Origin of the sequence: Citrobacter sp. T1.2D-1 (genome assembly GCF_950098555.1) — a bacterium.
Lineage (GTDB): Bacteria > Pseudomonadota > Gammaproteobacteria > Enterobacterales > Enterobacteriaceae > Citrobacter_A > Citrobacter_A telavivensis.
Genome location: NZ_CATNHH010000001.1, coordinates 206529 through 230971, shown reverse-complemented (window position 1 = coordinate 230971; position 24443 = coordinate 206529). Strand labels below are relative to the sequence as shown.

The following is a 24443-nucleotide window of genomic DNA, read 5'->3' as shown; positions in this document are numbered from 1 at the left end:
CAGGAAGCAACGATGAAGGAAAACAAAAGCCGCCGTGAGTTTTTGAGCCAGAGCGGGAAGATGGTCACCGCCGCCGCGCTATTGAGTGCTGGCGCGCCGGTCGCCTATGCGGCAACCTCTGGTGCAGCAACCTGTGACGCCAGAGGCACCATGACGATTAACGATACCCATTACTACCTCGACAACGTCCTGCTTGAGACGGGCTTTGACTATGAGGGCACGGTCGCGGTTCACACGCGTACGGCGCTGCAAACCGTGGAGATTCAGGCGGGCAAAATTGTCGCGCTGCGCGACAACAAAAGTCATCCGGACGCCACGCTGCCGCATTACGATGCGGGCGGCAAACTGATGCTGCCGACCACGCGCGACATGCACATCCACCTCGACAAAACGTTCTACGGCGGGCCGTGGCGTTCGCTGAACCGTCCGGCAGGCACGACCATTCAGGACATGATCAAACTTGAGCAAAAACTGTTGCCAGAACTGCAGCCCTATACGCAGGAACATGCCGAAAAGCTGATCGACCTGCTGCAGTCGAAAGGGACCACCGTGGCGCGCAGCCACTGCAATATCGAACCGGTCTCTGGCCTCAAAAATCTCGAGAATTTGCAGGCGGTACTGGCACGGCGTAAAGCGGGCTTCGATTGTGAAATCGTGGCGTTCCCACAGCACGGCCTGTTGTTATCGAAATCAGAACCATTGATGCGTGAAGCGATGCAGGCCGGCGCGCACTATGTCGGCGGGCTGGATCCGACTAACGTCGACGGCGCGATGGAAAAATCTCTCGATACTATGTTCCAGATCGCTCTCGATTATAACAAGGGCGTGGACATCCATCTGCATGAAACCAGCCCGGCGGGCGTCGCGGCGGTGAAGTATATGGTTGAAACGGTTGAGAAAACGCCGCAACTGAAGGGCAAGCTGACCATCAGCCACGCCTTTGCGCTGGCGACGATGAATGCACAGCAGGTTGATGAGATTGCCGCACGCATGGCGGCACAGCAAATATCCATCGCGTCAACGGTGCCGATTGGCACGCTGCATATGCCGCTTAAGCAGTTGCACGATAGCGGCGTGATGGTGATGACCGGCACGGACAGCGTGATCGACCACTGGTCGCCTTACGGTCTGGGCGACATGCTGGAGAAGGCTAACCTTTACGCCCAGCTCTATATCCGTCCCAATGAACAAAGCCTTTCCCGCGCGCTGTTCCTTGCGACAGGTAACGTGCTGCCGTTGAACGAGAAAGGTGAGCGTGTCTGGCCGAAAGTGCAGGATGACGCCAGCTTTGTGCTGGTGGACGCCTCCTGTTCTGCCGAGACGGTTGCACGAATTTCACCACGAAGCGCCACATTCCATAAGGGACAACTGGTGTGGGGAAGCGTCGCACGCTAAACGGGGGAGAGCCCGCTACGGTTGCGACGAGACGGTTTTTTCGTAGTGCCAGGCAGTGCCGTGATCGTTGATCGCGTCATAGCGGATCGACGAACACGGCGCACCACGTCCCTGTAGCGGTACCGGGACAGTAGAAAGCGGTGCGATCATGACGCCGCTTGCACTGCCGGCTTCACAGCTTATTCCGGCCAGCGTGATATGCCACGGGGTAGGGTTGGTTATTTGCAACTGATTCTGTGGTCCAGCATACGTCACGCGCAGCTTTTCTGCGTCGCTTTCCTGGAGCACGCCAATGCCCTGCGGACGGATAAACAGCTTCATGCGGATGCGTAATGGCAGTACCACTTTTTGTGCCGCCTGCGCATCGGTCTGCGTCATGGGGGGAATTTGATACACATTCAGCCAGTAAAGCGCTTCACGATCGCGCGGCAGGGCGGCGGTGTCGGTGAGTTGCAGCGTAATGCTGCGCAACTCGCCGGGCTGCATTTTAAACACCGGCGGCAGCGCGATGACGGGCGTCGTCTCCTCGTTGGGCTGGCTCGACGGATTGCCCGTATCGGTCCAGACCTGAACCAGTGCCGGCTGCTGCGGGGAATTAATCAGCGCCAGCGACGTGCTTTTGTCACCGGCATTAAAAATCACTCGGGTCACTTCGCTATTCACTACCGCGTGGCTGGAGAACGGCAGAACGTTCAGTAGCAACGCGCTACTGAAAGCTAACCACCACCTGAAGTTGTGCATAAACTGATCCTGCTGTAATGGCTTCGCCAGGAATTGCTTCCAGCGAGGCGGTGAATTCACCGTTGTAAAATTCGGTCGAACCGCTTGAGGTTTTACTGGTTAAATCGGCATAGCCATACCACCCTCCGGCGTTGCCCGTCGCGGTCGCCGTCAGATTCGGCAACAGGTTGATGGCGCTACCGCCCAGTTTTTCGCTGTAAATACGAATGCCTACGCCGGACGCCACGCCGCTGGCACCGTAATGGTTATCGAGCAGCCAGGTCCAGGCCCCCGATCCGGTCTTGAGCCCTAACTGGTTCGCCGCATTCGCCGCCGTCAGGTTATTCACCAGAAACCCCATCGCCACATTCGCTTTGCTGGTGGTCGAGACCGCGGTACTGGAAATCGCGCCGGTTTCGCATTCGACGGTGATGTTAAAGGGCGTCTGCGCCGTGCCGCCGCCGCTCAGTTCACCAACGCTAATCGGCGGCAGGCGGACGATGGCGGGATAGTCGTCGATCCGACAGGCGGCGCCGCGCACAAAGTAACTTTGACTGGTGAGCGTCCAGCCGCCTGGCCACTGCATGGCACCCCAGCCGTCGTAATTGGTTCTGCTGTCTGCGCCGTCAAAGAGTCCGGAACTCATGCCACCGCCGTGAAAGGCGATATAGCCCGCCGGCCCCGCGTAGGTATAGCCATAGCGATTTGAACCGTTCACGCCTTTCGACGCGTCATCAACCCGAAAAAGCTCAACGAAAACATCGCTGAAGGCGCTGCCCGGGATGTAAATATAGGTCCCGTCATTAAACATCTCGCTTTCAGGGATGAGGCGTGTTTTCCAGTAGCGCGAGTAGTATTGCCCGGTTTTCAGGTTCGTCAGTCGGAGCGCCACGTTTTTGACGTAGGTGTAGTACGCGCCTTCAATACCCGCAACCGCTTCTCTGCCGCCCCAGGCGTCATCGCCGTTGGTGGCGTAATACTCATACACTTTGCCGATTTCTGCGACATCACAGCGGAAATAGATTTGGTTGGCGTTGACGCCCTGGGTGCGGCCGTTAGGCACAAAGCTGGCCGTTGAGCTGGCGAGCAGCGTGCCTTCACTCTGAAAGCCGGTGCCGCTGCTTAAGGTGATGACGCCGGGCAATCCCAGTTTGCCTTTTACTTCGCTATCGCCAACGCCACCCCAACTGGCGCCGACGTAGCCTGCGTCTTTTGCCACCTGCGACAGGTCGTTGGCTGAGGTCACCCTTTTACAGGCAGACCATGCGGGCGGTGTCAGTACGACAGCGACCAGCAGTAGCGGGAGGACAGAGGATAATTTCATGAGTCATCATTCCTGGCGACAAGGTAGCGTGAGTTGATACAACGGCGTGTCGCTCGTCGTCGGCAATTGATACCAGACCTGGCACCGCTGAGCGGCATTTTTGCCCCACTTAACAAACAGCACGCCGGACTGCGCGGCGATTCGGGCGTAGATTTGGCCGCCCTGACCCATGATGCCCACGTCGTCACCGTTGCCGTCCGTGACGTCCGCGCCCATCGGCGGCAGGCTGCCGTCGGGCAGGGTGGTATTGATCAGCGTCGCTTTGCCGTGAGTGGTCTTGAACGTCACGCGGGAAATCGCCCCTGCATAGGGGACAAGGCGCTTGCTGCCGCCCTGAAGTTCGACGTCATCGGCCATATTCTGGCTGTCGAGACTGATGGTGTTATAGCGATAGGGCGTTAGGGACGGGAGGATCGCGTAGCCGAAACGGTCTACCGTCGCGCCCTGACCATTACGTATCGTCGCACCGCGTGCGCCCGGGGCCTCTACCAGTGCGAAGGTGTCGCTGGTATACGGGCCAGCGGTAATTCCGCCGCGATGGGCGACCAGCGTACCGGACATGCCCAACCCATACTGCTGATAGCTGTCACCCCGGGAGGCCCAGGCGCGGAAGGCACCGACGGAGGTGCGGCGTTCAATATTACCGCCCCAGGTTGAGCTGTCGCCGCTATCATTGTTGTGCTCAATACCGCTGTAGAGCGCCCACGAGGTGGTACTTTTCTCGCCCGTTGTCCCACTCATCCCGACCGTTGCCGTCCGGCTGTCGCGACTGCGGTTCATGTCCAGATTGATCTGCGAACGGCTGGAGCCAAAGTCGAACGGAATCGAAATCCCCAGCGACACGGTGTTTTCGGTGTATTTACGCTGGTTCTCATTATCGAAATCGCGATCGTTGACGCTGCTGAAGTAGCGGCTGGAGTAAGTGCTACGCTGGCGTGCGGCGCTGACATTGAAGCTGATATCCCGCCAGCTATTGCTGTAGCCGAGCTGTAGTTGAGTGATGCGTGAGGCGTTGTTGTAGTAATCCGACGTGCTGCCGGTAAAGCTCAGCATGCCCCAGTTGCCCATCGGCTGGCTGAGGGTCGCCGAGAAGTTGTTCCGCTGATTGAGCGTGTCGGAGTAGTAGGTGGTGCCGCTTTTTTCCTGGCGACGCACGCCGAGTACGTCCTGCAAATCGCGATAGCCGCTGGTGGAATAGCGATACGCTGCGAGGACCAGGTTGGTTCCGGTGGTGAAGGTTTTACTATAACTCGCCTCGACGCGCCAGCCCTGTTGCTTCTCGTCATTTTCTACACGGGCGCTGGAAAATACCGTGTTCAGACCGAAGGCGCCGACAGAGGTCGCCAGCACGCCGCCCGCGAGAATGGCCTGATAATTATCCGCCAGTCGCGACCCCATGTTGGCCGTCAGCACGTTGCTCATCCCGCGCTGCAACACACCTTCTATAAACTTATTTTCCACGCTGTAGTACTGACGAACGTAGCCCATCGCCAGTTCGTAGTTCCAGTTACCGGGACGAATCGAGTCTGGTACGGCAGAGTAGGGGACGGTAAAGCGCGATACCTGTCCGTTGGCGTCAATCACATCGACCGTCAGATCGCCCTGACCGCGGGTGTTGTACAGATCGTTAATGACGAAGGCTCCGGGCGCGACAGTGGTCTCGTAGATGACTTTTCCCTGCTGGCGCACAACGACATGGGACGTTGTGGTGGCGACGCCGCGCACTTCCGGCGCATAGCCCCGTTTTCCCTGTGGCCACATGCGCTGATCGGTGCTGAGCTTGACGCCGTTGAATGACAGACTGCCAAACAGACTGCTGTTGGTGTAGTTATCACCGAAGGCAATGATGCTGTCCAGTTGCGGCAAAGGCCGTTGTACCGAGCTGGCGACCGCATTGTATTTGTAGTGACCTCCCGTCTGATTGTCATCGGCGTAGCGCAGGTTACCCTGATGACGAACCTGCCAGAGGCCAAGGTTGATCCCACCGTTGATATTGCTCCACAGATAGTCATAGCGCAGATGGCTGTCCGTGTTTTCGGTATGGTAAAAATTGGTGTTGTGGCGCAGAAACAGCGCGGTTTCACCGGCATCCCATTCGGATACCGGAATGAAGCCTCTTGGCGAATGTAACAGCCCCGCCTGAGGAATCACCATGTTCAGGCGTAACGTGCTTAAATCCACTTCCCAGTTGATTTTCTGTCCCAGACTGTCAATTGGCAGACACGCGTCGGGCGTAGAATTTTGCGTTGTACGAATAGCACTGGCGGCAATCAGTTCAGGTGACAGACAGGGCTGAACCCGCGCATTGTCGCCTTCCGGTTTTACCAGCGTGATTGACTCCTGGTGACGAATCAACTGGTTATTGAGATAGACGTCGAGCACATAGTTGCCCGTTGAAAGCGCGTCATCTCGCTGATTAAAGCGATCCAGATCCAGTGTCTTACCCACATCGGAACCCTGCAAAAGCGCCGGGTCAAAGTAATATTCCGCGCACGCCGTCGCCGGGGTTAACGCCAGGCCTATCAGGGGCGCGACGACGTTATAGCGGATAGTCGGCACTGATGCGTGCTCCCTGATCGTTGATCAAGGTAACGCGTACGCGCTGTGCGTCAGCGCCAGAGGTACGCGGAAAGTGAAACGTTTCGCTGGCAAAGGGCGAAATCATGTCGTTTTTGGGGTGCAGAATTTCCGATGAGCGACCGGGTTGCAGGACCGCAACCGTGACAAAATAAGGCTGGTTATTTTTTATGCTTATCGCCAGTTCTTTATTTCCGCTAATACGTTTGACCTGCAGATTTTCCAGCATTTTTTGCGGATCGCCGACGAGACCTGCCGGGCGATAAAAAAGTTTAACCCGATTGCGCAACATAATCAGCAGACTGTTTTGTTTTTCTGTGTGGGTCGCGGATTGTCCGGCATTGGCGGGCGGGATCTGCATGAAATTAAAATAGACCAGCGATTCCCTGTCCTGAGGTAATGCTTTCCCCCGGGTGTAAACAATACGAATGATTTGCCCTTCTCCAGACTGAATACGAAATGCCGGAGGTGTGGCAATAAACGGAACCTGCGCAGATTTATCCGGACCATCGGCCATATTGCCGTTATCGAACCAGCTCTGGACAACATAGGGAATGGCATCTTTATTTTTCAGATGCACATCGGTAGATTTCGCTGCACCATTATAAATAATACGCGTTCCTGTCATCGTAATACTGGCATTCACGTGGCTACAGCAGGCGCTAAAAAAGAGAAACAGGCAACCTGAAATAAACGGACGATAACGATGAGAAGTTCGCATTGTATTTTCCCTGAAGGTGGGTGGCGGGAGTTCATTCCCGCCAGGACTACTTTTACTGATAAGAAACGGCGTATTGCAGTGAGGCCAGCACCGTACCGGTGGTGGCGGCACCACCGCTGTAATACTGAGCTTTATAGGTCGCGCTCGCGGAGTCCTTGTTAGCGGCGAGAGAGAGGTCGCCGGTACCGGTAAAGGCGCTGCGGAAGTCAATTTCATCGCCGCTGGTATCGAGGATTTGGATCTCCACATCTGTCGCAGAGCCCGTGCTGCCGAGGTTCCCGGTGGCTGAACTGATGTTGTTGCCAACGAAGACCGTTGAGATCTGCACGCCAGAAGGTGAGCCGGTACAGTTGCTCACACCAACATCAAATGTCGTCGCGCCAGCCACCTGATTGGCATTCAGTTCGGTGGCCGTCACGGTCGGCAGCAATACCACCGGAGAGGCATCAGAGCCATTTACCGATATTGAACAGGTCTCGTCACTCACTTCACCCATAAACGTAATGGTGTTGTCAGAGGCTAGTGCATTCGTGGAAAAGAGCGCAGAGGCCATCAGCGCCGAAAGGAAGGCACGATTTAAGGTCATAATATAAACTCCATTTTTTTCAGTCGTGTTGATTTACCCTGCGGGACAGGGTTCTTCCATGCGCAGGGACATTTATCGCGATGGCTCTGTGCGGGAATGGGGACAAAATAAAATAATTGGTGATTTTCTTAAAAGGTGAATGCTTCCTGTATCAGGAATATCGTAACGGCAATGATTATATTTTCGTAGCGAGAATAAATTCACCCTGGTTAATCAGTTAATTTGTCTGCGTGGATATTACCGAGAATATCCATAAAGAGGAAAATCGTTTAAAACGAACAGATAGATTACTGGTGATAGGTTGAGTCTATTAAAATCTGGAAATAGATCGGCGGTAGCTTTATTAGGAATTTTAGATTATTAGATGATTAATGTTGAAGTGTTTCGCCGGGTGAAAAGCGTATTCCCGCCTGACAGGTTCCCGGACCAGGAAAATTCACACGCTATACATAAAGAAAAATGAATAGTGCACCGTGCTAATTATTTTGCTGATGACATTCAGGGATGAGAATTTTATTTGATTACAGAGTTGTTTCTGGAAGCTTAATGTCGGGGGTTCCAGTAATCGCGGACTGCTCAACATCAAAAAACAAGAAAAAATTTTTTCCTCTGCAATTGATGTCGCGTCATTTTTGCCAGGTTCATGGCAAAAAACGCGGTGTCAGACCCTGAAAGAGATGACTTTTGACAATTTTTTCACCAGCAATTTGTGCCATGCGGTACGCGTTGATTCTTTTGCGCTGACAAACCCTTATCTTCACAACGAGAAAAATGAGGTTTTTTTGGAAAGATGAGTGAGCACAGCGACAGGCGCTGTGCGTCAGAAACGTATTTTCAGGAAGCGTGAACAATCCCCATGTAGCCATGAATGCCCATATAAAGGCCGACCAGACCGATTAGCAGGCTGGAAAAATAGGGCGCTTTTCTTGCCAGTGCGTTGAATCCACTCCAGCGTTTGGCGACCTGGTGGACGCTAACTGCCGCACCCACGCCGACCGTCACCAGCGTTATAGCCAGTCCCAGACTAAAGCAGAGCACCATCGTTGCACCGAGAGTAAAGGCTTTCAACTGGATACAAATCAGCAGCACGGTAATCGCTGCGGGGCAGGGGATCAGCCCACCTGTCAGACCGAACAGCAAGATTTGCCCATTGGTCACCTCTTTGCCGTGAAAACGGCGCTGAATATCACTGGCATGCGCGCGCTCGTGGGCGTCCTGCCAGGCTTTCGATCCTTCCGACAGTTCCGCCAGAACGTTGTGGTTGTGCTGATGCTCGCGATCGTGATGCGCGTGATCGTGGTGGTCATGATGATCGTGAGCATGATGATCGTGATGATGATCGTGATGATGATCGTGGTCATGGTCGTGATGAGGGGCATGAGCGTGGTCGTCATGCTGCATATCGGTGAGCCAGTTTCGCTCCCCCTGCCACGTCCGCCAGAACATCCAGGTCGCAGTGCCCAGAATAATAAATGCGGAAATCAGTTGCAGCCAGGGCTCCACGGACTCTGCGGTAAACGCCCGACTGATATACATGCCGCCAAGAGCAATCAGCCAGACCACGGCGGTATGGGAGAGCGTTGCCGCCAGTCCCAGCATCACCGCCTGTTTGATGGTCCCTTTAATGGCGATGATAAATGCCGCCATCATCGTCTTCGAGTGGCCGGGCTCCAGTCCATGCAGCACGCCGAGAAGAATCGCGCTGGGAATAAAAAACCACGCGTTACCTTGCTGAAGAAGTGTTGAAAATTCGCCCATGATAATGATTCTTAGTTGCCTGTTTTGCCAGATTCTACCCCCCCCCAGTACCAAATACTACCCCCCAGTAGCAGCGTAATGCTATAATCCACAACGATTTATGTTAATGAGGTGTTGCGATGTCACATACCATCCGGGATAAGCAGAAACTAAAAGCCCGAACCAGCAAAATTCAGGGACAGGTCGTTGCGCTGAAGAAAATGCTCGACGAACCCCATGAGTGTGCCGCTGTGTTGCAGCAGATCGCCGCGATACGCGGGGCGGTAAATGGATTAATGCGGGAAGTGATCAAAGGGCATCTGACCGAGCATATCGTTCATCAGAGTGATGAAGAGAAGCGAGAAGAGGATCTGGACGTGGTTCTTAAGGTTCTGGATTCCTATATAAAATAGCCGGGAACGTTGTCCCGACTCTGTGTCTTAGCAATACACTACAGCCTGATTCCGCTGGGAAATATAGCGCTCAACGTGCTTATAGCCACTAATGGATTCCAGCGCATGCAACAGGCAGCAGACCGCCCGGGCATTCGTTCGATCGGTTTCGTCTTCACTATGACTTTGCAACGCCTCTTCGCATAGCTTGCGCACGGCAGGTGGAAAGGCGAGTTTTTGCAGAGAGCGCTCCAACTCTCCAAAGGCGAGCTCATTACGTGCCGTAAAGAGCGATAACAATATCGCACTCAGCGCGCGCGTTTCTTCTTCGTAGTATCCCACTTTATATCCCTTGTCCATTTCGTTCCCTGTTGTCGGACTCATCTGCGTCTTTGCAAATGCACTGCTGTACCATCCGTCTCTTTAAGCAACAGCGGATAAGATGACTTATCGCCAGAAACCGGATGCGAGTGAATAAACAACGAATTGATTCGTCCACCCATTCTTTTTTCAATTCTTTGCTTGTAGGCGTAGATGCTGCGGATATCCATGTCCAACAGTTGAGCGATCTGGTGCGGATTGCTGCCTGCAACCATATGGCCCAGAATGGTGAACTCCATCTGCGTCAACGTATTCCCTTTGGTGAACGACAAATGCCGTCCGATAAACACCTGGCGGATCTTCTCATTGGCGACATCCAGTCCGTCATCGTGGTAAATGATGGCGGAAATCGCAGGATGTTTTTTACGCCAGTAGTTGGCGAGCGACTGCATGTTGCGATCGCTTATCAAAATAATGCCCATGCGCGTGCTTGCGAGATATTCTATCCACTCTATATCCAAAAACAGGCGTAAAAAGCTGATAGAGAAATCTACAAAAATATAGCCACTAAGTCTGGCGTTGTGATTATTATTTAAAATCCCTTCAATGACCCCCTTATTAAAATAAATGCTTTCTTCTGGCCACATGCAAAAGCAAGCATTGGCACAATACTGTAAGCGGGGTGATTTTTCGGGCATTATTTTACAATGCAAGGTACAACTGCTGCATGTCAAATTCTTTAATTTAACGTCCAGCCCCATATTGAGAGCCTCCCTATCCGTAGATGATTTCATAATTTCATCCGTTTTAAAACATGTCAATACTCAACAAAATGCAACTTTGATAGAGAGAAAATCCGAAAATTTATTTATTGCTATTATTCTTAATCGTGACTTTTGTTAGGGCGTTGCCTCTGTATCAATTCAGGTTTCTATCGGGGTCATTCTCCAACGGGCGAAGCATGAAAAAACGCCTCCAGGAATTTTGTAACAACCACCAGGAAAATCTATATTGCAAAAATGTTTAAGTTTTATCGCTAAATGGCATTAATGGCAAAAAGTTGAACTTATGTTAAATTGTCTGAAACAATTGTAACAATGCTTTTGTCTTTTATTAAGTAATGCTATTTATCTGTTTGTCCGTTTTTTAAACGTGAAACAATAATAATGAGTGCTGAGTGATAAAGCATCTAAAATGGTCTTAATTAAGAATACATGATCTTTTTCAGCTGGAAGTGTATTGATTTATAAGAAATTTTATTTTTGAGCTATGACCGCACTGACATATCTATTATATATTTGGTGATCTCTGTATAAGATTTTTGTAGCATGTCATTCATCAAGTAAATGCGAGAATGCACACCGTGTTTGAGAAGTACACGCACACAACATTATATACAATTAATAACCTGGTTGACTTTCACCCGGGTGACAGAACGCTGACAAATAAAAATACGCAAAAAACGGTCATTCTTCAAAACCCTGCGAGTTTCATTCTTTTATATCTCCTCACAAATTGTGGGGTTGTTATTCCACAAACCCAGCTCGTAGAGGTGGGCTGGGGGGATAAAAACACTATCACCTCCGTCAATACGTTATATCAGACGGTGCTCACGCTCAGAAATGCGTTAACTGAAGTCGGGTTGCCGCGCGATCTGATTAAAACCGTTGCCCGGCGCGGTATGATGATGACCGCGGAAATTCAACGTACGGAGATGGAATCGGTTGATAATGCGGGAGAGAGCGTTACCGGGGAGGAGCCAACATCACCCGCGCTGACGGCACCTCCGCTCAAAATGCGGCCTTCAAGGGAAACGCTAATGGTGGGTGCCGTTTTACTGTCGGTATTGCTGATCGGTGTCGGCCTTTCTTTTGGTTTGTTATATCCGACGGCAGAATCGCTGTTTTCTTCCTATGCTATTGTTGATACCACCTCCTTTTCATCCTGTACCCTGTTACTGAAAGGCAATAGTACGCTAAATACTCGCTATGCAACATTCCTGACAAGACACCCGGATATCTGTCAGAACCATAAATATGTGTATCTCTCGGGAATGAACAGCGCGAAAAATATTGCGGCAGTCGCCTGTCAGTTAGATATAAGGGAAAACCCTCAGACCAAATGTACGACGTGGTACTCGATTAATGATAAAAATTAAAATAGTAGTATTCATTTCACTGGTTGTAGTAGTGATATTGGCAGGCGCAGGTTATTGGTATTCACATAAAGGCAAAAGTGGGATTGATTGCCAGGGTCGCGTGGTATGGGAAATTAATAATGAGGAGTTCCGGGGAGACGTCGCCTACCAGATGCAGAATAACCAGGGGATAGTCACAATCACCGGCGATTTGCATACGCCGGAAGCTGATAATTATAAAATTAGCCGGATTATCTATTTCACTTATTACAAGGTGCGGGACAACTATGTTATTAGCAGCAATAACCTCGTGCGGTTTCCGAGTGATAATTTAGAGGCGAAAAAAGGATACCGGTCACTGCCCTCGCTCTATCTCTCCGAGCGCGCTTCTTTCTCGCTATTGATTAAACGTTATCGGGAAGGGTGGGTCTTTACGACGGTAGGCGCCCCTTCGCTGCTGTGTCGCAGTATTGAGTAAACGGCCCGGACGAGCCGTTTACTCCAGCATTAGCCGAGAAACATCACGGACACGCAGAGCAGGCCGACAATCAGGGTGATCAGATTACCAGGAGAACGGTACGGTTTTAACGCCGGGATCAGGTATGTCGACAGGGTCGGCATAATGAACAAAATCATGGCGATGAGCGGTCCGCTGATGGCGTAAATCATCGAGATGGCATTCGGGTTGATGCAGCAGACAATAAAGGTGATAGCTGACACCAGCATGATGGACAGGGCGCGGTTAAAGGCCCGGCTTTTCTTCACACCAACCTGTTGCAGACCGGTTTTGACCACCTCGGTTGCCCCTTCGATAACGCCAAAGTAGGTGCCGAGAAAGGATTTCGACATTGCCACCACGGCGACGATGATACCCGAAACAGAGAGCCACGCCGGGGCGGCAGGCATCATGGATAAGGCCGAAAGGATAGTGACGCCCTCATTTTTGGCGGCTTCGATATACGACGGCGGAATCGATAACAGGCAGCTAAAGACGAAGAACAGCACGCTTAAGCAGATAATCAGATAGGCTACCTTCATGATTTTTTTGCATTTACCCATGGCCAGCTCGCCATATTTCTCACGTCTGTCGATGGCAAACGTGGAGATAATAGGCGTATGGCTAAAAGCAAAAACCATCACCGGAATCGATATCCAGACCTGACGCAGGGTGTGCTGATCGAACGCCATTTGTCCGGTGAGTAACGAGGGTTGCCAACTGCCGGTCAGATACAGCGAGAGAAATAAGAAGTAAGCGATCAGCGGGAACACCAAAAATCCCATCACCCGAATGGTCGCATGGCGGCCCATCAGAAAAATCAGGTTCAGGGTTAACACCACACCGAGGCTGACGCCCATGCGGATGCCCAGGCTAATCTCAAGATACCGGGCTAACTGCTCTGTCAGGGAGTTGGTTATGGCGACGGCATAAATCAGAACCACAACAAAAAAGGCAACAAAGTACAGCGCGGTGATGAGGCTGCCGATCTTCTTACCATAATAATGTGTCACCGCGCCGGTGATCCCTTCTCCTGCGGAGGTTTTAGACGAGAGAATGAACTGACATAAGGCTCTGTGCGGCCAGTATGTGAGAGGCCAGGCGACCAGGGCGGTGACAAACAATACCATCGCGCCCGCGGAGCCAAGCTGGATGGGGAGAAACAGGGTTCCTGCGCCAACGGCAGTCCCATATAACGCAAAGCTCCAGAGCGTCTCTTCTTTTGACCAAATTTTCGACATTTCTTGAACGTATCAACTATAAAATAAACAAAAAGAAGCGCAATTTACCATAAATGAGCGGGCGGGCGTGAGGACTGAACGGGAGAAGGGGTGGCAACGGGCCTTGCCGGAACCCAGGTGATTCCGGCAAATGTGAGAATTATCAGGCAGTCACGCGCTGTTCGCGACGCTTCATAACGCGTACGCGTAACGTGTCGTAAGCCCAGTTGTAGAACATGGTGTAGGGCAGGAAGAACAGGAAGAAGCCAATCTCCAGCGTAAAGGCCTGTATCAGGCTAACGTTCAGCACGTACGCCACGATACTCACGCCAATGACGATAAAGCCGCTTTCAAACCCCAGCGCGTGAAATGCACGCACTTTCGCCGTTCGCTTCACCAGATGTGAAGGCCAGAAACGGTCAAACAGCGCGTTGTAGATGATGTTCCAGATCATCGCCGTGGTCGCCAGCAGGATCGTCAGTCCGCCCATTTCCAGCACCGATCGCTGCATTAACCAGGCCGTGGTCGGTGCCAGGATCGCCGTGGCAATCCCTTCAAAACATACGGCGTGGAAGACACGCTCCAGTAACGAACGACGTTGAACCGCATTGTGTTGCATAACTTACCTTTATTAAAAACGCCCGGATAACGGAATAGAGGGTATTTTATCGCTTTATATGATATCTAAAAGATAGTATCCATCGATAAAGTAGATAGTTTATGCGTTACTCACCTGAAGCTTTAACCGCATTTGTCGAGACCGTTTCCTGTGGGTCTTTCTCGGCTGCAGCACGCAGACTGCGTAAAAGTCAGTCCACCATTAGCACGGCGATTGCCCATCTTGAAGCCGATCTTGGCGTTCAACTTTTTGACCGTTCCTCGCGTCAGCCGGTGCTGACGGAAGAAGGAAAGAAAGTGCTCGTCTACGTTCAGGCGATTCTCTCGGCCAGCGAGCGTCTCGATGAGGTAGCGCTTTCGCTGGCCGGAGAAACCGAAGCGCGGCTGACGTTTGTGCTCTCCGATACCCTGCACCCCGATGTGCTGGAGGAACTGATGGTGCAGTTTGATCGCCAGTTTCCGCATACCGAGTTTGAATGTTTGATTGGTGAGGATGTGGACGTCATCGATCTGTTGCAAAAAGAGCGGGCGCAGGTCGGTTTGATTGAAGCCAGGGACCACTATCCCACGGATATCGGTGCGACGCGCTTGCCAATGCAAACGTGGATGGGGCTCTACGTTGCCGCTTCCCATCCCCTGGCGAAAGAGAAGAAACTGCAATGGGATCAACTGCACGTCTGGCGTGAGTTGCGCCTTAACACCTACATCGATCGTGGCGCTCCGCTTGCCCGTGGTCCGGTGTGGTCCGCGCCGAACTATTTGCTGTTGTTGAGTATGGCAGTACAGGGTTTTGGCTGGTGCGCGCTCCCCTGTGCGTTGGTGGAGGAATTTGCGGCGGAAAAACCACTGATGCAACTCGATGTTCCGGGATGGCCCAAAGCGATTGCTATCGATCTGCTCTGGAACAAAAAATCACCGCCCGGCGCGGCGGGGAACTGGCTTAGATACCATTTACAGCAAGGCAGTGTCCCAGGCCGCGGGGCGTTATAACGATTTCCTTTGTGATAAAACTCACTTTTCTTAAACAATCAAGATAACTATTTTTAACAATCCTCTACTATTGCGGTGTTATTTTGCGCTGAGGTCGTAATGAAAGAGGTGGTGATAGTCGGGGCGTTGCGTACGCCAATTGGTTGTTTTCAGGGGACGCTGGCACGTCATTCTGCCGTGGAATTGGGCAGTATGGTGGTCAAAGCGTTGATTGAAGCCAGCGGCGTGAAGGCGCATGCCGTTGATGAAGTGATCCTCGGGCAGGTGCTGACGGCGGGGGCGGGACAAAACCCGGCGCGTCAGTCAGCAATCAAAGGGGGATTACCGAATACCGTTTCTGCTATCACCATCAACGACGTTTGTGGCTCAGGGCTTAAAGCGCTGCATCTTGCCACGCAGGCGATCCAGTGTGGCGAAGCGGACATTGTGATTGCGGGTGGGCAAGAGAACATGAGCCGTGCGCCGCATGTCCTCACCGACAGCCGGACCGGCGCGCAGTTGGGCAACAGCCAACTGGTCGACAGCCTGGTGCACGATGGCCTGTGGGATGCCTTCAATGATTACCACATGGGCGTGACTGCCGAGAATCTGGCGCGTGAATACGGCATCAGCCGGGAACTGCAGGATGCGTATGCCCTCAGTTCGCAGCAAAAGGCGCGAGCGGCCATCGATGCCGGTCGCTTTAAAGCGGAAATTGTTCCGGTTGCCACCCAGCGTAATGGGCAAACCGTGATGGTTGATACTGACGAGCAGCCGCGAACCGATGCCAGCGCAGAAGGTCTGGCGCGGCTGGATCCGGCCTTCGAACTGTCAGGATCGGTGACCGCCGGCAATGCTTCTTCGATTAATGATGGCGCAGCGGCGGTGATGATGATGAGCGAGTCCAAAGCGCAGGAGCTGGATTTGCCCGTGCTGGCCCGCATCCGCGCTTTTGCCAGCGTCGGCGTAGATCCTGCTCTGATGGGCATTGCCCCCGTGTATGCTACTCGCCGCTGTCTGGAGCGGGTCGGCTGGCAGCTGGCCGATGTGGATCTCATTGAAGCGAATGAGGCGTTTGCCGCCCAGGCGCTTTCCGTGGGCAAAATGCTGGAGTGGGACGAGCGCCGGGTGAACGTCAATGGCGGCGCGATTGCCCTTGGACATCCGATTGGCGCTTCCGGCTGTCGTATTCTGGTTTCTCTGGTTCACGAAATGGTCAAACGCAATGCCCGCAAAGGTCTGGCGACGCTGTGCATTGGCGGTGGGCAAGGCGTAGCATTAGCCATCGAACGCGATTAACTCCCCTTTTTTCTCTCCCTCTACATTCCCTTTATACCCGTTATGCCGTGCGAGAAATCGTGACGGCATTACTGCGTTTTGTTTTGTATTCCCTTCATTATTAGCATCAGACAGATGAACTAAGCGAATGAACATACAGCGGTTTGCCTGGGAGCGTGGGTGTCGCAGACTCGGGGTTAAATCCTATTTCTTTGTTTTACTATACGATTTTACCCCTGCGCTTAATCATGGAATGAATCGATCGTGATCGGAATTACACTTTTGACAATAAGATGCAGAAAAAGTGAAACGATGTTTTATTTGTAATTGAAAACGGGTTCCTGGAGGACTATCATGGGCGCATAACGTAAAACGGAACAGCGTTTCGCTCTCCGTCGAGGAATTCCCGCTCAGTACATCACTGGAGGTAAATGTGGACGTAAGACAAAGTATTCACAGCGCGCACGCCAAAACACTGGATACCCAGGGGCTACGCAAGGAGTTTTTGGTTGAGAAAGTGTTCGTGGCTGACGAATACACAATGGTTTACAGCCACATTGACCGCATCATCGTCGGCGGCATTATGCCGGTGGCAAAAACGGTCTCCGTCGGCGGCGAAGTCGGTAAACAACTCGGCGTGACCTATTTCCTGGAACGTCGTGAACTGGGTGTGATCAACATCGGCGGCGCAGGCACCATCACCGTCGACGGTCAGTGCTATGAAATCGGCCACCGCGACGCGCTGTATGTCGGCAAAGGGGCAAAAGAAGTGGTCTTCGCCAGCGTGGATAGCGCGACGCCAGCCAAGTTCTACTACAACTGCGCGCCGGCTCATACCACCTACCCAACCAAAAAAGTGACGCCTGCCGATGTTGCGCCCGTGACGTTAGGCGACAATCTCACCAGCAACCGTCGCACCATCAATAAATATTTCGTGCCGGATGTGCTGGAGACCTGCCAACTGAGCATGGGCCTTACCGAACTGGCACCGGGCAACCTGTGGAACACTATGCCGTGCCACACCCATGAACGCCGCATGGAAGTGTACTTCTATTTCAATATGGAAGAAGACACTTGTGTCTTCCATATGATGGGGCAGCCTCAGGAAACGCGTCATATCGTTATGCACAATGAACAGGCGGTCATTTCGCCAAGCTGGTCGATCCACTCCGGGGTGGGCACCAAAGCCTATACCTTCATTTGGGGCATGGTCGGTGAAAACCAGGTCTTTGATGACATGGACCACGTTGCGGTGAAAGATCTGCGCTAGTCGCGGGCGCTCATAACGCCTGTCCGTGACAGGTATGAAAAACTAAGGATTTACAATGATTTTGAATGCATTCTCTCTCGAAGGTAAAGTCGCTGTCGTGACCGGTTGTGATACGGGTCTGGGCCAGGGCATGGCGCTCGGTCTGGCGGAAGCCGGCTGCGATATCGTCGGGATTAACATCGTTGAACCGACCGAAACCATCGAGCGAGTGACCGCACTGGGCCGTCGCTTTTTGAGCCTGACCGCAGACCTGCGTCAGATCGACGGGATCCCGGCGCTGCTGGAGCGTGCGGTTGCTGAGTTTGGTCATATCGATATTCTGGTTAACAACGCTGGCCTGATCCGCCGTGAAGATGCGATCAATTTCAGCGAAAAAGACTGGGATGACGTGATGAACCTGAACATCAAGAGCGTGTTCTTTATGTCTCAGGCGGCGGCAAAACATTTCATCGCGCAGGGTAACGGCGGCAAAATCATCAATATCGCTTCCATGCTCTCCTTCCAGGGCGGTATCCGCGTCCCGTCTTACACGGCTTCCAAAAGCGGCGTAATGGGGGTAACCCGTCTGATGGCGAACGAATGGGCGAAGCACAATATCAACGTCAACGCGATCGCACCGGGTTACATGGCAACCAACAATACCCAGCAGCTGCGTGCCGATGAACAGCGTAGCGCTGAAATCCTCGACCGCATCCCGGCTGGCCGTTGGGGTCTGCCGAGCGATCTGATGGGACCGGTGGTGTTCCTGGCATCCAGCGCATCGGATTACATCAACGGCTACACCGTGGCTGTTGACGGTGGCTGGCTGGCACGTTAATTCGCCCCCGTTTATCGAAAAACCCTGCCATCGCGCAGGGTTTTTTATTGATGAAATCAGGCGTTGAGAAAATCCTCGCGAACCGGTGTAAAAGTATCCAGCAGGGTTCCCGGTTTCAGGCAGACACAGCCGTGCACAATATCCGGTTGCTTATATAACGTATCCCCTGCGCGTACCACCTGCTTCTCGTCACCGATGGTAAATTCAAATTCACCGGATAAGACATAGGTCAGTTGTTCATGAGGATGATGATGCAGCGGGCCGATCGCCCCTTGTTCGAAATTCACCTCAACGGCCATCATGTTGCCATTATGCGCGAGGATGCGGCGGGTGACGCCATTGCCCAGATCTTCAAGCGTCGTCTCGTTATGGAAAACAAACATGCGGGATCCTGTTAGTGTTTGAAACAATGTTTCATTCAAGCTAACTCAGGCACGCGATAAAGAAAACGGCAGATCGAATGAACTGGAAACTTGATCACAAGTTTGCTTCACTGCTGTAAATCACTGATGAAGGAGCAGGTAATGAAGACGATCGGCTTGTTAGGCGGCATGAGTTGGGAATCGACGATCCCGTACTACCGGTTAATTAATGAAGGGATCAAACAGCAACTGGGTGGGCTTCATTCTGCGAGCCTGCTGCTGCACAGCGTTGACTTCCATGAGATCGAAGCGTGTCAGAGTCGCGGTGAGTGGGACAAAGCCGGAGAGATACTTGCGCAAGCCGCGATCGGGCTGCAGCAGGCGGGGGCGGAAGGGATCGTCTTATGTACCAACACGATGCACAAAGTGGCGGAAGCCATTGAATCGCGCTGCTCGCTGCCTTTTCTACATATTGCCGATGCAACCGGTCGCGTCATCTCCTCGCAGGGAATGCGCCGGGTTGCACTGCTGGGTACGCGTTACACCATGGAGCAGGATTTTTATCGCGGTCGTCTGGAACAGCAGTTTGCTATTGAGAGCCTGGTGCCAGATGCGCAGGCTCGGGCGAAGATCAACCAGATTATCTTTGATGAGCTTTGCCTGGGACACTTTACCGAGACCTCGCGCCAGTACTATGTCGAGGTGATTGAAGACCTCGCGGCGCAGGGTGCAGAGGGCGTCATTTTTGGCTGCACCGAGATTGGCCTGTTGGTACCGGTAGAGCGCAGTCCAATTCCCGTGTTCGACACCGCCGCGATCCATGCCGCAGACGCCGTGACGTTTATGCTGTCGTAACCGGTCCGAGGATCTGCTCCAGCGCCGTCACCAGAAGGTGATGGCGGGTTTGCAGATGATCGCTGAAGGCCTCGACCAGTGCGGAAGCGGGACGGTGGACCGGACGAACCAGGCTGACGGTAAACGGCACGGAAATACTGAAACGGCGCACGACCACGCCGCTCGCCGCATAATCCAGCGCGGTGAACGGGTTTACGACTGAAAGACCAACGCCGGCGCGCACCATTGCGCACACTGACGCCGCGCTGTGGGTCTCCACGACCATTCGCCGTTTAACGTCGTGCTCATTAAACAGCGCGTCCAGCAGCTTCCGGTAACTGTCCGTGCGCGACAGGCTGATGTAGTTCTCCCCCTGAAAATCCTGCGGCGTTAATACCGGCTTTTCCGCCAACGGATGCCCCGGCGGCAGCACGCAGACTTCATCGAGCGAGAAGAGTTCCGTACGTTGCGTTCCGGCAGGCGTATGCAGCGTCTCTGTTAACCCCAGATCGTGACGCTGGGCGGAAAGCCACTCTTCCAGCAGCGGTGACTCCTGAGGCACGATGTTCAGGCTGACGTCCGGGTAGCGGGCGAGAAACGGCTGAATCAACGCAGGCAGCAGCGACTGCGAAAAGACCGGCAGACAGACAATCGACAACTCTCCCTGGCGAAACTCCCGCAGGCTTTCCGCCGCGCTGACAATTCGATCCAGCCCGTACCAGGATCGCTGAACCTCTTCAAACAGACGTAACCCCTGGACCGTCGGATGCAGGCGACCGCGTGTGCGTTCAAACAGCGTTAATCCCAGCACTTTTTCAAATCGTGCCAGTTCGCGACTGACGGTGGGCTGTGACGTATGCAGCAGTCGCGCGGCTTCAGTCAGGTTTCCGGCGGTCATGACCGCATGAAAAATTTCAATATGACGTAAGTTAACGGCAGCCATAGTCACCTCGTTTGATTCAACCCATATCATTTTTGCATAGAGTCGATATAAAACGATATTTTTTATTCTCTTCGTACTGTGGCGTAATGATAAAAAACGTCATGTCCGGAGTCCGTTATGCCTCATTCACTGTATTGCACCGATACCGATCTCACTGCGGAAAACCTGCTCAGGTTGCCGGCTGAATTTGGCTGTCCGGTCTGGGTTTACGACGCACAGATCGTTCGTCGCCAGATTGCGGCGTTGCAGCAGTTTGATGTGGTGCGCTTCGCGCAGAAAGCCTGCTCCAATATTCATATTCTGCGTTTAATGCGTGAGCAGGGCGTCAAAGTGGACTCTGTGTCATTAGGCGAAATCGAGCGTGCGCTGGCGGCGGGATACGATCCGCAAGCGCACCCGGATGACATCGTTTTTACCGCCGATGTGATTGATAGCGCCACGCTGGCCCGCGTCAGCGAATTGCGCATTCCGGTCAATGCCGGCTCTGTCGATATGCTCGATCAGCTTGGACAGGTTTCGCCGGGCCATCGTGTCTGGCTGCGCGTTAATCCTGGTTTTGGTCATGGTCACAGCCAGAAAACCAATACCGGTGGCGAAAACAGTAAACATGGCATCTGGCATACCGATTTGCCGCAGGCGCTGGCGGTGATGCAGCGCCATCAGTTGAAACTGGTCGGTATTCACATGCACATTGGTTCAGGCGTTGACTATGAACATCTGGAGCAGGTGTGTGGCGCGATGGTGAGTCAGGTGGTTGATTTTGGTCAGGATCTGGAGGCCATTTCCGCCGGTGGCGGCCTGTCGATTCCTTATCACGATGACGAAGAGGCGGTGGACACCCGGCATTACTTTGGCCTGTGGAACGCCGCGCGCGAGCAGATCGCCCGTCATCTGGGACATCACGTGAAGCTGGAAATTGAGCCTGGACGTTTTCTCGTCGCTCAGTCAGGCGTACTGGTTACCCAGGTACGCAGCGTGAAGCAGATGGGCAGTCGTCATTTCGTGCTGGTGGATGCGGGTTTTAACGATCTGATGCGCCCGGCGATGTACGGCAGTTATCACCATATTACCGCGCTGGCGGCGGATGGCCGCTCGCTGGAGAAGGCACCGCGGGTCGATACGGTCGTCGCAGGACCACTGTGTGAATCGGGCGACGTCTTTACCCAGCAGGAGGGAGGCAAGGTGGAGACGCGTGCGCTGCCGGTCGTGGCACCGGGAGATTATCTGGTGCTGCATGATACCGGCGCATACGGTGCGTCGATGTCGTCGAACTACAACAGCCGTCCGCTGTTGCCGGAAGTGTTATTTGACAACGGTCAGGCGCGACTGATTCGCCGTCGCCAGACCATTGAAGAACTGTTAGCGCTGGAAGTGTTTTAATTTCTTGTCGGGCAGCGGCTTATCCGGCCTGCGGAGTTACCGTCGTTTGTAGGCCTGATAAGCGAAGTGCCATCAGGCATTGCGTCGCGCAGATAACATTACGATTTATATGTTAAAATACGGCCCGGTGGTCACCGAGTCGCGCAGGACCAGCGTGCCGGTAAAGGGCGGGATCGGTTCAACCTCTTCACCATTGACCATGCGAATTGCCTGGTCAATGGCGGTGGTGATCATCGTGTCGATGGGGAGATAAACCGTCGACAGTCCTGGCTCAAGCCATTTCGCACTCGGCGCATCGTCAAACCCAAACAGCGACACATCCTGCGGAATGTTAAGCCCGGCCTGGTGCAGGGCTTTCGATGCGCCCAGCGCCATATCGTCGTTACAGGCGAACAGGGCGCTGAACGTTACCCCTTCCCGCAGCAGTTCGTTACAGGCGTCATAGCCGCGCGTCATGCTGGAATCGCCATACTTCACCTTCGCCGGATCCCAGGCGATGCCATTTTTCTCCAGCGCCTTACGGTAGCCCATCAGACGCGACTTCCCGGTCGGCGTGTGTCCCGGCACGGTAATACAGGCAATCTCGCGGTGTCCCTGAGAAATCAGGTAATCCACCGCCTGAAATGCCGCATCTTCCTGTTCAAAAAAGATGGCGCGTTCACGGGCGAGGCTGACGTCGCGGTTGATGATAATCAACGGCATCGTAATCGAATCCGCCAGCGCCAGGATCGCCTTTTCGCTCATATAACGGGTGTAGAGAATGATGGCGTCACACTGCCGGTCGGCCAGCATCTGCACCGCTTCCTGTTCGCGCTCTGGTGTATCGTGACCATCGGTGACAATCAACTGCTTGCCATGAGATTCAGTCTGCCGCGAGGCCTGCTGTAGCAGGCGGCCAAAGTAGAAGCCATCAAAGGTCGATACGACCAGTCCAATGCTGTTGCTGGTCCGGTTCGCCAGCGATCGGGCCAGAAAGTTTGGGCGATAGTCCAGCGCCTGCATCGCCTTAAACACTTTCTGACGTGTACTCTCTTTAACCTGACCGGTGCCGTTCAGCACGCGAGAAACGGTGGCTTTCGAGACACCGGCACGACGGGAAACATCCAGCATTGTTATCATGACGCGTTCCTGATTACTCGTTTGATGACGCATTGCCCGACTCCACTGGCGTCGTCACGGAATGGCGACGGACCAGCGTAGGGCTGAAGACATGGGTGACATCCGGCAGCGGACGTTTTTCCGCCAGCGCGAGCGCCAGTTCTGCGGCCTGCGTCGCCATCGTCACGATGGGATAACGCACGGTGGTCAGCCGCGGGCGAACGTAACGCGAAACCAGCACATCATCAAAGCCGATAAGCGAAATTTCCGCCGGGACGTCCACGCCGTTATCATTCAGCACGCCCATTGCGCCTGCGGCCATGGAGTCGTTATAACAGGCTACTGCAGTGAAGTTTCTGCCCCGACCCAGCAGTTCGGTCATCGCCTGCTCCCCGCCGCTCTCATCCGGCTCGCCAAACGTCACAAGGCGATCGTTAACCGGGAGATGGCTCTCTTCAAGGGCATCGTAATAGCCTTTGAGGCGATCTTCCGCATCCGAAATAGAATGATTCGAGCAGAGATAGCCAATGCGGGTGTGGCCCTGTTGGATCAGATGACGGGTCGCCAGCCAGGCGCCGTAGCGGTCATCCAGCGCCACACAGCGTTGTTCGAAACCGGGCAGGATCCGGTTGATCAGCACCATGCCGGGCATTTGCTTCATTAATGACGCCAGATCGGCATCCGGGATCATCTTGGCGTGAACGACGAGCGCTGCGCAGCGGTGACGAATGAGTTGCTCGATCGCCTGGCGCTCTTTTTGTTCATTATGGTAGCCGTTGCCAATCAGTAAAAAATTCCCAGTGTTATAGGAGACCTGCTCCACGGCTTTCACCATCGCGCCGAAAAAAGGGTCGGAAACATCACCAACCACCAGGCCTATGGTCTCGGTGGACTGCTGCGCCAGCGCGCGCGCGTTGGCGTTGGGATGGTAGCTGAGCGACTCCATCGCACTGGTTACCGCCAGGCGTGACGCCTCGCTGGCTTTGGGGGAATGGTTGATGACGCGGGAAACGGTGGCGACTGATACACCAGCCAGTCGGGCTACATCCTTTATGGTCGCCATGACAGTACCTATTGTGGGTAAACGCTTACATTCTGTCAGTGTTACGGAAAACGTCTGCTGGTTCAAGCAGATTGCCTGTTACGACGCGGCAAATGTGAGCAACACCCTCGGAATTAAGACAAAAATCGAAAGATGCAAACCATTAGTTACACTTTGCGAAGGGCTGTTGCGATTGTTCGCTGGCG

The 24443-nt window shown here is 53.5% G+C and carries 24 protein-coding genes; 10 read left to right on the top strand and 14 right to left on the bottom strand.

Features of this window, described 5'->3' with window-relative positions; translation table 11 throughout:
* Positions 1-12: 12 nt before the first annotated feature.
* Positions 13-1395 carry an amidohydrolase family protein gene (locus QQZ17_RS01105; protein ID WP_152402325.1) on the top strand — a complete coding sequence of 461 codons (1383 nt, stop codon included), beginning with the start codon at positions 13-15 and terminating at the stop codon, positions 1393-1395.
* A 15-nt stretch (positions 1396-1410) separates the two neighbouring features.
* Here QQZ17_RS01105 and QQZ17_RS01100 read toward each other — a convergent pair whose 3' ends face one another.
* The 6 genes from QQZ17_RS01100 to QQZ17_RS01075 form a co-directional block, all read right to left on the bottom strand.
* Positions 1411-2136: a fimbria/pilus periplasmic chaperone gene (locus QQZ17_RS01100; protein ID WP_152402328.1), complete on the bottom strand. Its 726-nt coding sequence runs from the start codon at positions 2134-2136 to the stop codon at positions 1411-1413.
* On the bottom strand, positions 2102-3439 hold the full coding sequence (gene stbD / locus QQZ17_RS01095) for a fimbrial usher protein StbD (RefSeq protein WP_152402330.1): 1338 nt from the start codon (positions 3437-3439) through the stop codon (positions 2102-2104). Before stbD ends, QQZ17_RS01100 begins: the two co-directional genes overlap by 35 nt.
* 6 nt (positions 3440-3445) lie before the next feature.
* Positions 3446-5998, bottom strand: coding sequence for a fimbrial outer membrane usher protein (locus QQZ17_RS01090; RefSeq protein WP_284554096.1), 2553 nt, complete (start codon positions 5996-5998; stop codon positions 3446-3448).
* Positions 5979-6737: a fimbria/pilus periplasmic chaperone gene (locus tag QQZ17_RS01085; RefSeq protein WP_152402334.1), complete on the bottom strand. Its 759-nt coding sequence runs from the start codon at positions 6735-6737 to the stop codon at positions 5979-5981. Before QQZ17_RS01085 ends, QQZ17_RS01090 begins: the two co-directional genes overlap by 20 nt.
* A gap of 52 nt (positions 6738-6789) precedes the next feature.
* Positions 6790-7323, bottom strand: a complete 534-nt coding sequence (locus QQZ17_RS01080) for a fimbrial protein (RefSeq protein WP_152402337.1) — start codon at positions 7321-7323, stop codon at positions 6790-6792.
* Positions 7324-8157: 834 nt separating this feature from the next.
* Positions 8158-9081, bottom strand: coding sequence for a nickel/cobalt efflux protein RcnA (locus tag QQZ17_RS01075; RefSeq protein WP_152402339.1), 924 nt, complete (start codon positions 9079-9081; stop codon positions 8158-8160).
* A 119-nt stretch (positions 9082-9200) separates the two neighbouring features.
* Here QQZ17_RS01075 and rcnR point away from each other — a divergent pair, with 119 nt between their 5' ends.
* A complete protein-coding gene (rcnR, locus tag QQZ17_RS01070; protein ID WP_042999451.1) occupies positions 9201-9473 on the top strand; it encodes a Ni(II)/Co(II)-binding transcriptional repressor RcnR in 273 nt (90 codons plus the stop codon).
* A gap of 27 nt (positions 9474-9500) precedes the next feature.
* Here rcnR and QQZ17_RS01065 read toward each other — a convergent pair whose 3' ends face one another.
* Together QQZ17_RS01065 and QQZ17_RS01060 are read right to left on the bottom strand one after the other, a co-directional pair.
* Positions 9501-9812 (bottom strand): hypothetical protein, encoded by a 312-nt coding sequence (locus tag QQZ17_RS01065; RefSeq protein ID WP_152402341.1) that lies wholly within the window; start codon positions 9810-9812, stop codon positions 9501-9503.
* 20 nt (positions 9813-9832) lie between these two features.
* Positions 9833-10534, bottom strand: a complete 702-nt coding sequence (locus tag QQZ17_RS01060; protein ID WP_152406264.1) for a helix-turn-helix transcriptional regulator — start codon at positions 10532-10534, stop codon at positions 9833-9835.
* 593 nt (positions 10535-11127) lie between these two features.
* On the opposite strand from QQZ17_RS01060, the gene QQZ17_RS01055 reads away from it, so the two are divergent.
* Both QQZ17_RS01055 and QQZ17_RS01050 read left to right on the top strand, forming a co-directional pair.
* On the top strand, positions 11128-11931 hold the full coding sequence (locus tag QQZ17_RS01055) for a winged helix-turn-helix domain-containing protein (protein ID WP_152402343.1): 804 nt from the start codon (positions 11128-11130) through the stop codon (positions 11929-11931).
* A complete protein-coding gene (locus QQZ17_RS01050; protein ID WP_152402344.1) occupies positions 11918-12388 on the top strand; it encodes a hypothetical protein in 471 nt (156 codons plus the stop codon). The genes QQZ17_RS01055 and QQZ17_RS01050 overlap by 14 nt, the downstream gene beginning before the upstream one ends.
* 29 nt (positions 12389-12417) lie before the next feature.
* Here the strand turns inward: QQZ17_RS01050 and QQZ17_RS01045 are convergent, their stop codons facing one another.
* Complete coding sequence (locus QQZ17_RS01045) at positions 12418-13647, bottom strand: amino acid permease (RefSeq protein WP_152402345.1); 1230 nt, start codon at positions 13645-13647, stop codon at positions 12418-12420.
* A gap of 142 nt (positions 13648-13789) precedes the next feature.
* Entirely contained in the window at positions 13790-14245 is a 456-nt protein-coding gene (locus tag QQZ17_RS01040; RefSeq protein ID WP_152402346.1) for a multidrug/biocide efflux PACE transporter, read from the bottom strand.
* A 101-nt stretch (positions 14246-14346) separates the two neighbouring features.
* Between QQZ17_RS01040 and QQZ17_RS01035 the strand changes: the two genes are divergently transcribed.
* The 4 genes from QQZ17_RS01035 (at position 14347) to kduD (ending at position 18578) form a co-directional block, all read left to right on the top strand.
* Positions 14347-15234: a LysR family transcriptional regulator gene (locus QQZ17_RS01035; RefSeq protein WP_152402347.1), complete on the top strand. Its 888-nt coding sequence runs from the start codon at positions 14347-14349 to the stop codon at positions 15232-15234.
* A 99-nt stretch (positions 15235-15333) separates the two neighbouring features.
* Positions 15334-16512 (top strand): acetyl-CoA C-acetyltransferase, encoded by a 1179-nt coding sequence (locus QQZ17_RS01030; RefSeq protein ID WP_125369812.1) that lies wholly within the window; start codon positions 15334-15336, stop codon positions 16510-16512.
* 412 nt (positions 16513-16924) lie between these two features.
* A complete protein-coding gene (gene kduI / locus QQZ17_RS01025; RefSeq protein ID WP_042288966.1) occupies positions 16925-17761 on the top strand; it encodes a 5-dehydro-4-deoxy-D-glucuronate isomerase in 837 nt (278 codons plus the stop codon).
* Positions 17762-17816: 55 nt separating this feature from the next.
* A complete protein-coding gene (gene kduD / locus QQZ17_RS01020) occupies positions 17817-18578 on the top strand; it encodes a 2-dehydro-3-deoxy-D-gluconate 5-dehydrogenase KduD (protein WP_042288962.1) in 762 nt (253 codons plus the stop codon).
* Between the two features lie 56 nt (positions 18579-18634).
* Here kduD and QQZ17_RS01015 read toward each other — a convergent pair whose 3' ends face one another.
* Complete coding sequence (locus QQZ17_RS01015; protein WP_152402348.1) at positions 18635-18961, bottom strand: cupin domain-containing protein; 327 nt, start codon at positions 18959-18961, stop codon at positions 18635-18637.
* A 141-nt stretch (positions 18962-19102) separates the two neighbouring features.
* On the opposite strand from QQZ17_RS01015, the gene QQZ17_RS01010 reads away from it, so the two are divergent.
* Complete coding sequence (locus tag QQZ17_RS01010; RefSeq protein WP_152402349.1) at positions 19103-19795, top strand: aspartate/glutamate racemase; 693 nt, start codon at positions 19103-19105, stop codon at positions 19793-19795.
* Here QQZ17_RS01010 and QQZ17_RS01005 read toward each other — a convergent pair.
* Complete coding sequence (locus QQZ17_RS01005; RefSeq protein WP_152402350.1) at positions 19782-20717, bottom strand: LysR family transcriptional regulator; 936 nt, start codon at positions 20715-20717, stop codon at positions 19782-19784. The genes QQZ17_RS01010 and QQZ17_RS01005 overlap by 14 nt on opposite strands.
* Positions 20718-20834: 117 nt before the next feature.
* Between QQZ17_RS01005 and lysA the strand changes: the two genes are divergently transcribed.
* Complete coding sequence (gene lysA, locus QQZ17_RS01000; protein WP_152402351.1) at positions 20835-22097, top strand: diaminopimelate decarboxylase; 1263 nt, start codon at positions 20835-20837, stop codon at positions 22095-22097.
* 105 nt (positions 22098-22202) lie between these two features.
* On the opposite strand, the gene QQZ17_RS00995 is transcribed toward lysA, so the two are convergent.
* Together QQZ17_RS00995 and galR are read right to left on the bottom strand one after the other, a co-directional pair.
* On the bottom strand, positions 22203-23216 hold the full coding sequence (locus tag QQZ17_RS00995) for a LacI family DNA-binding transcriptional regulator (RefSeq protein WP_152406265.1): 1014 nt from the start codon (positions 23214-23216) through the stop codon (positions 22203-22205).
* Between the two features lie 13 nt (positions 23217-23229).
* Positions 23230-24258: an HTH-type transcriptional regulator GalR gene (gene galR / locus QQZ17_RS00990; RefSeq protein ID WP_152402352.1), complete on the bottom strand. Its 1029-nt coding sequence runs from the start codon at positions 24256-24258 to the stop codon at positions 23230-23232.
* Positions 24259-24443: the final 185 nt, after the last annotated feature.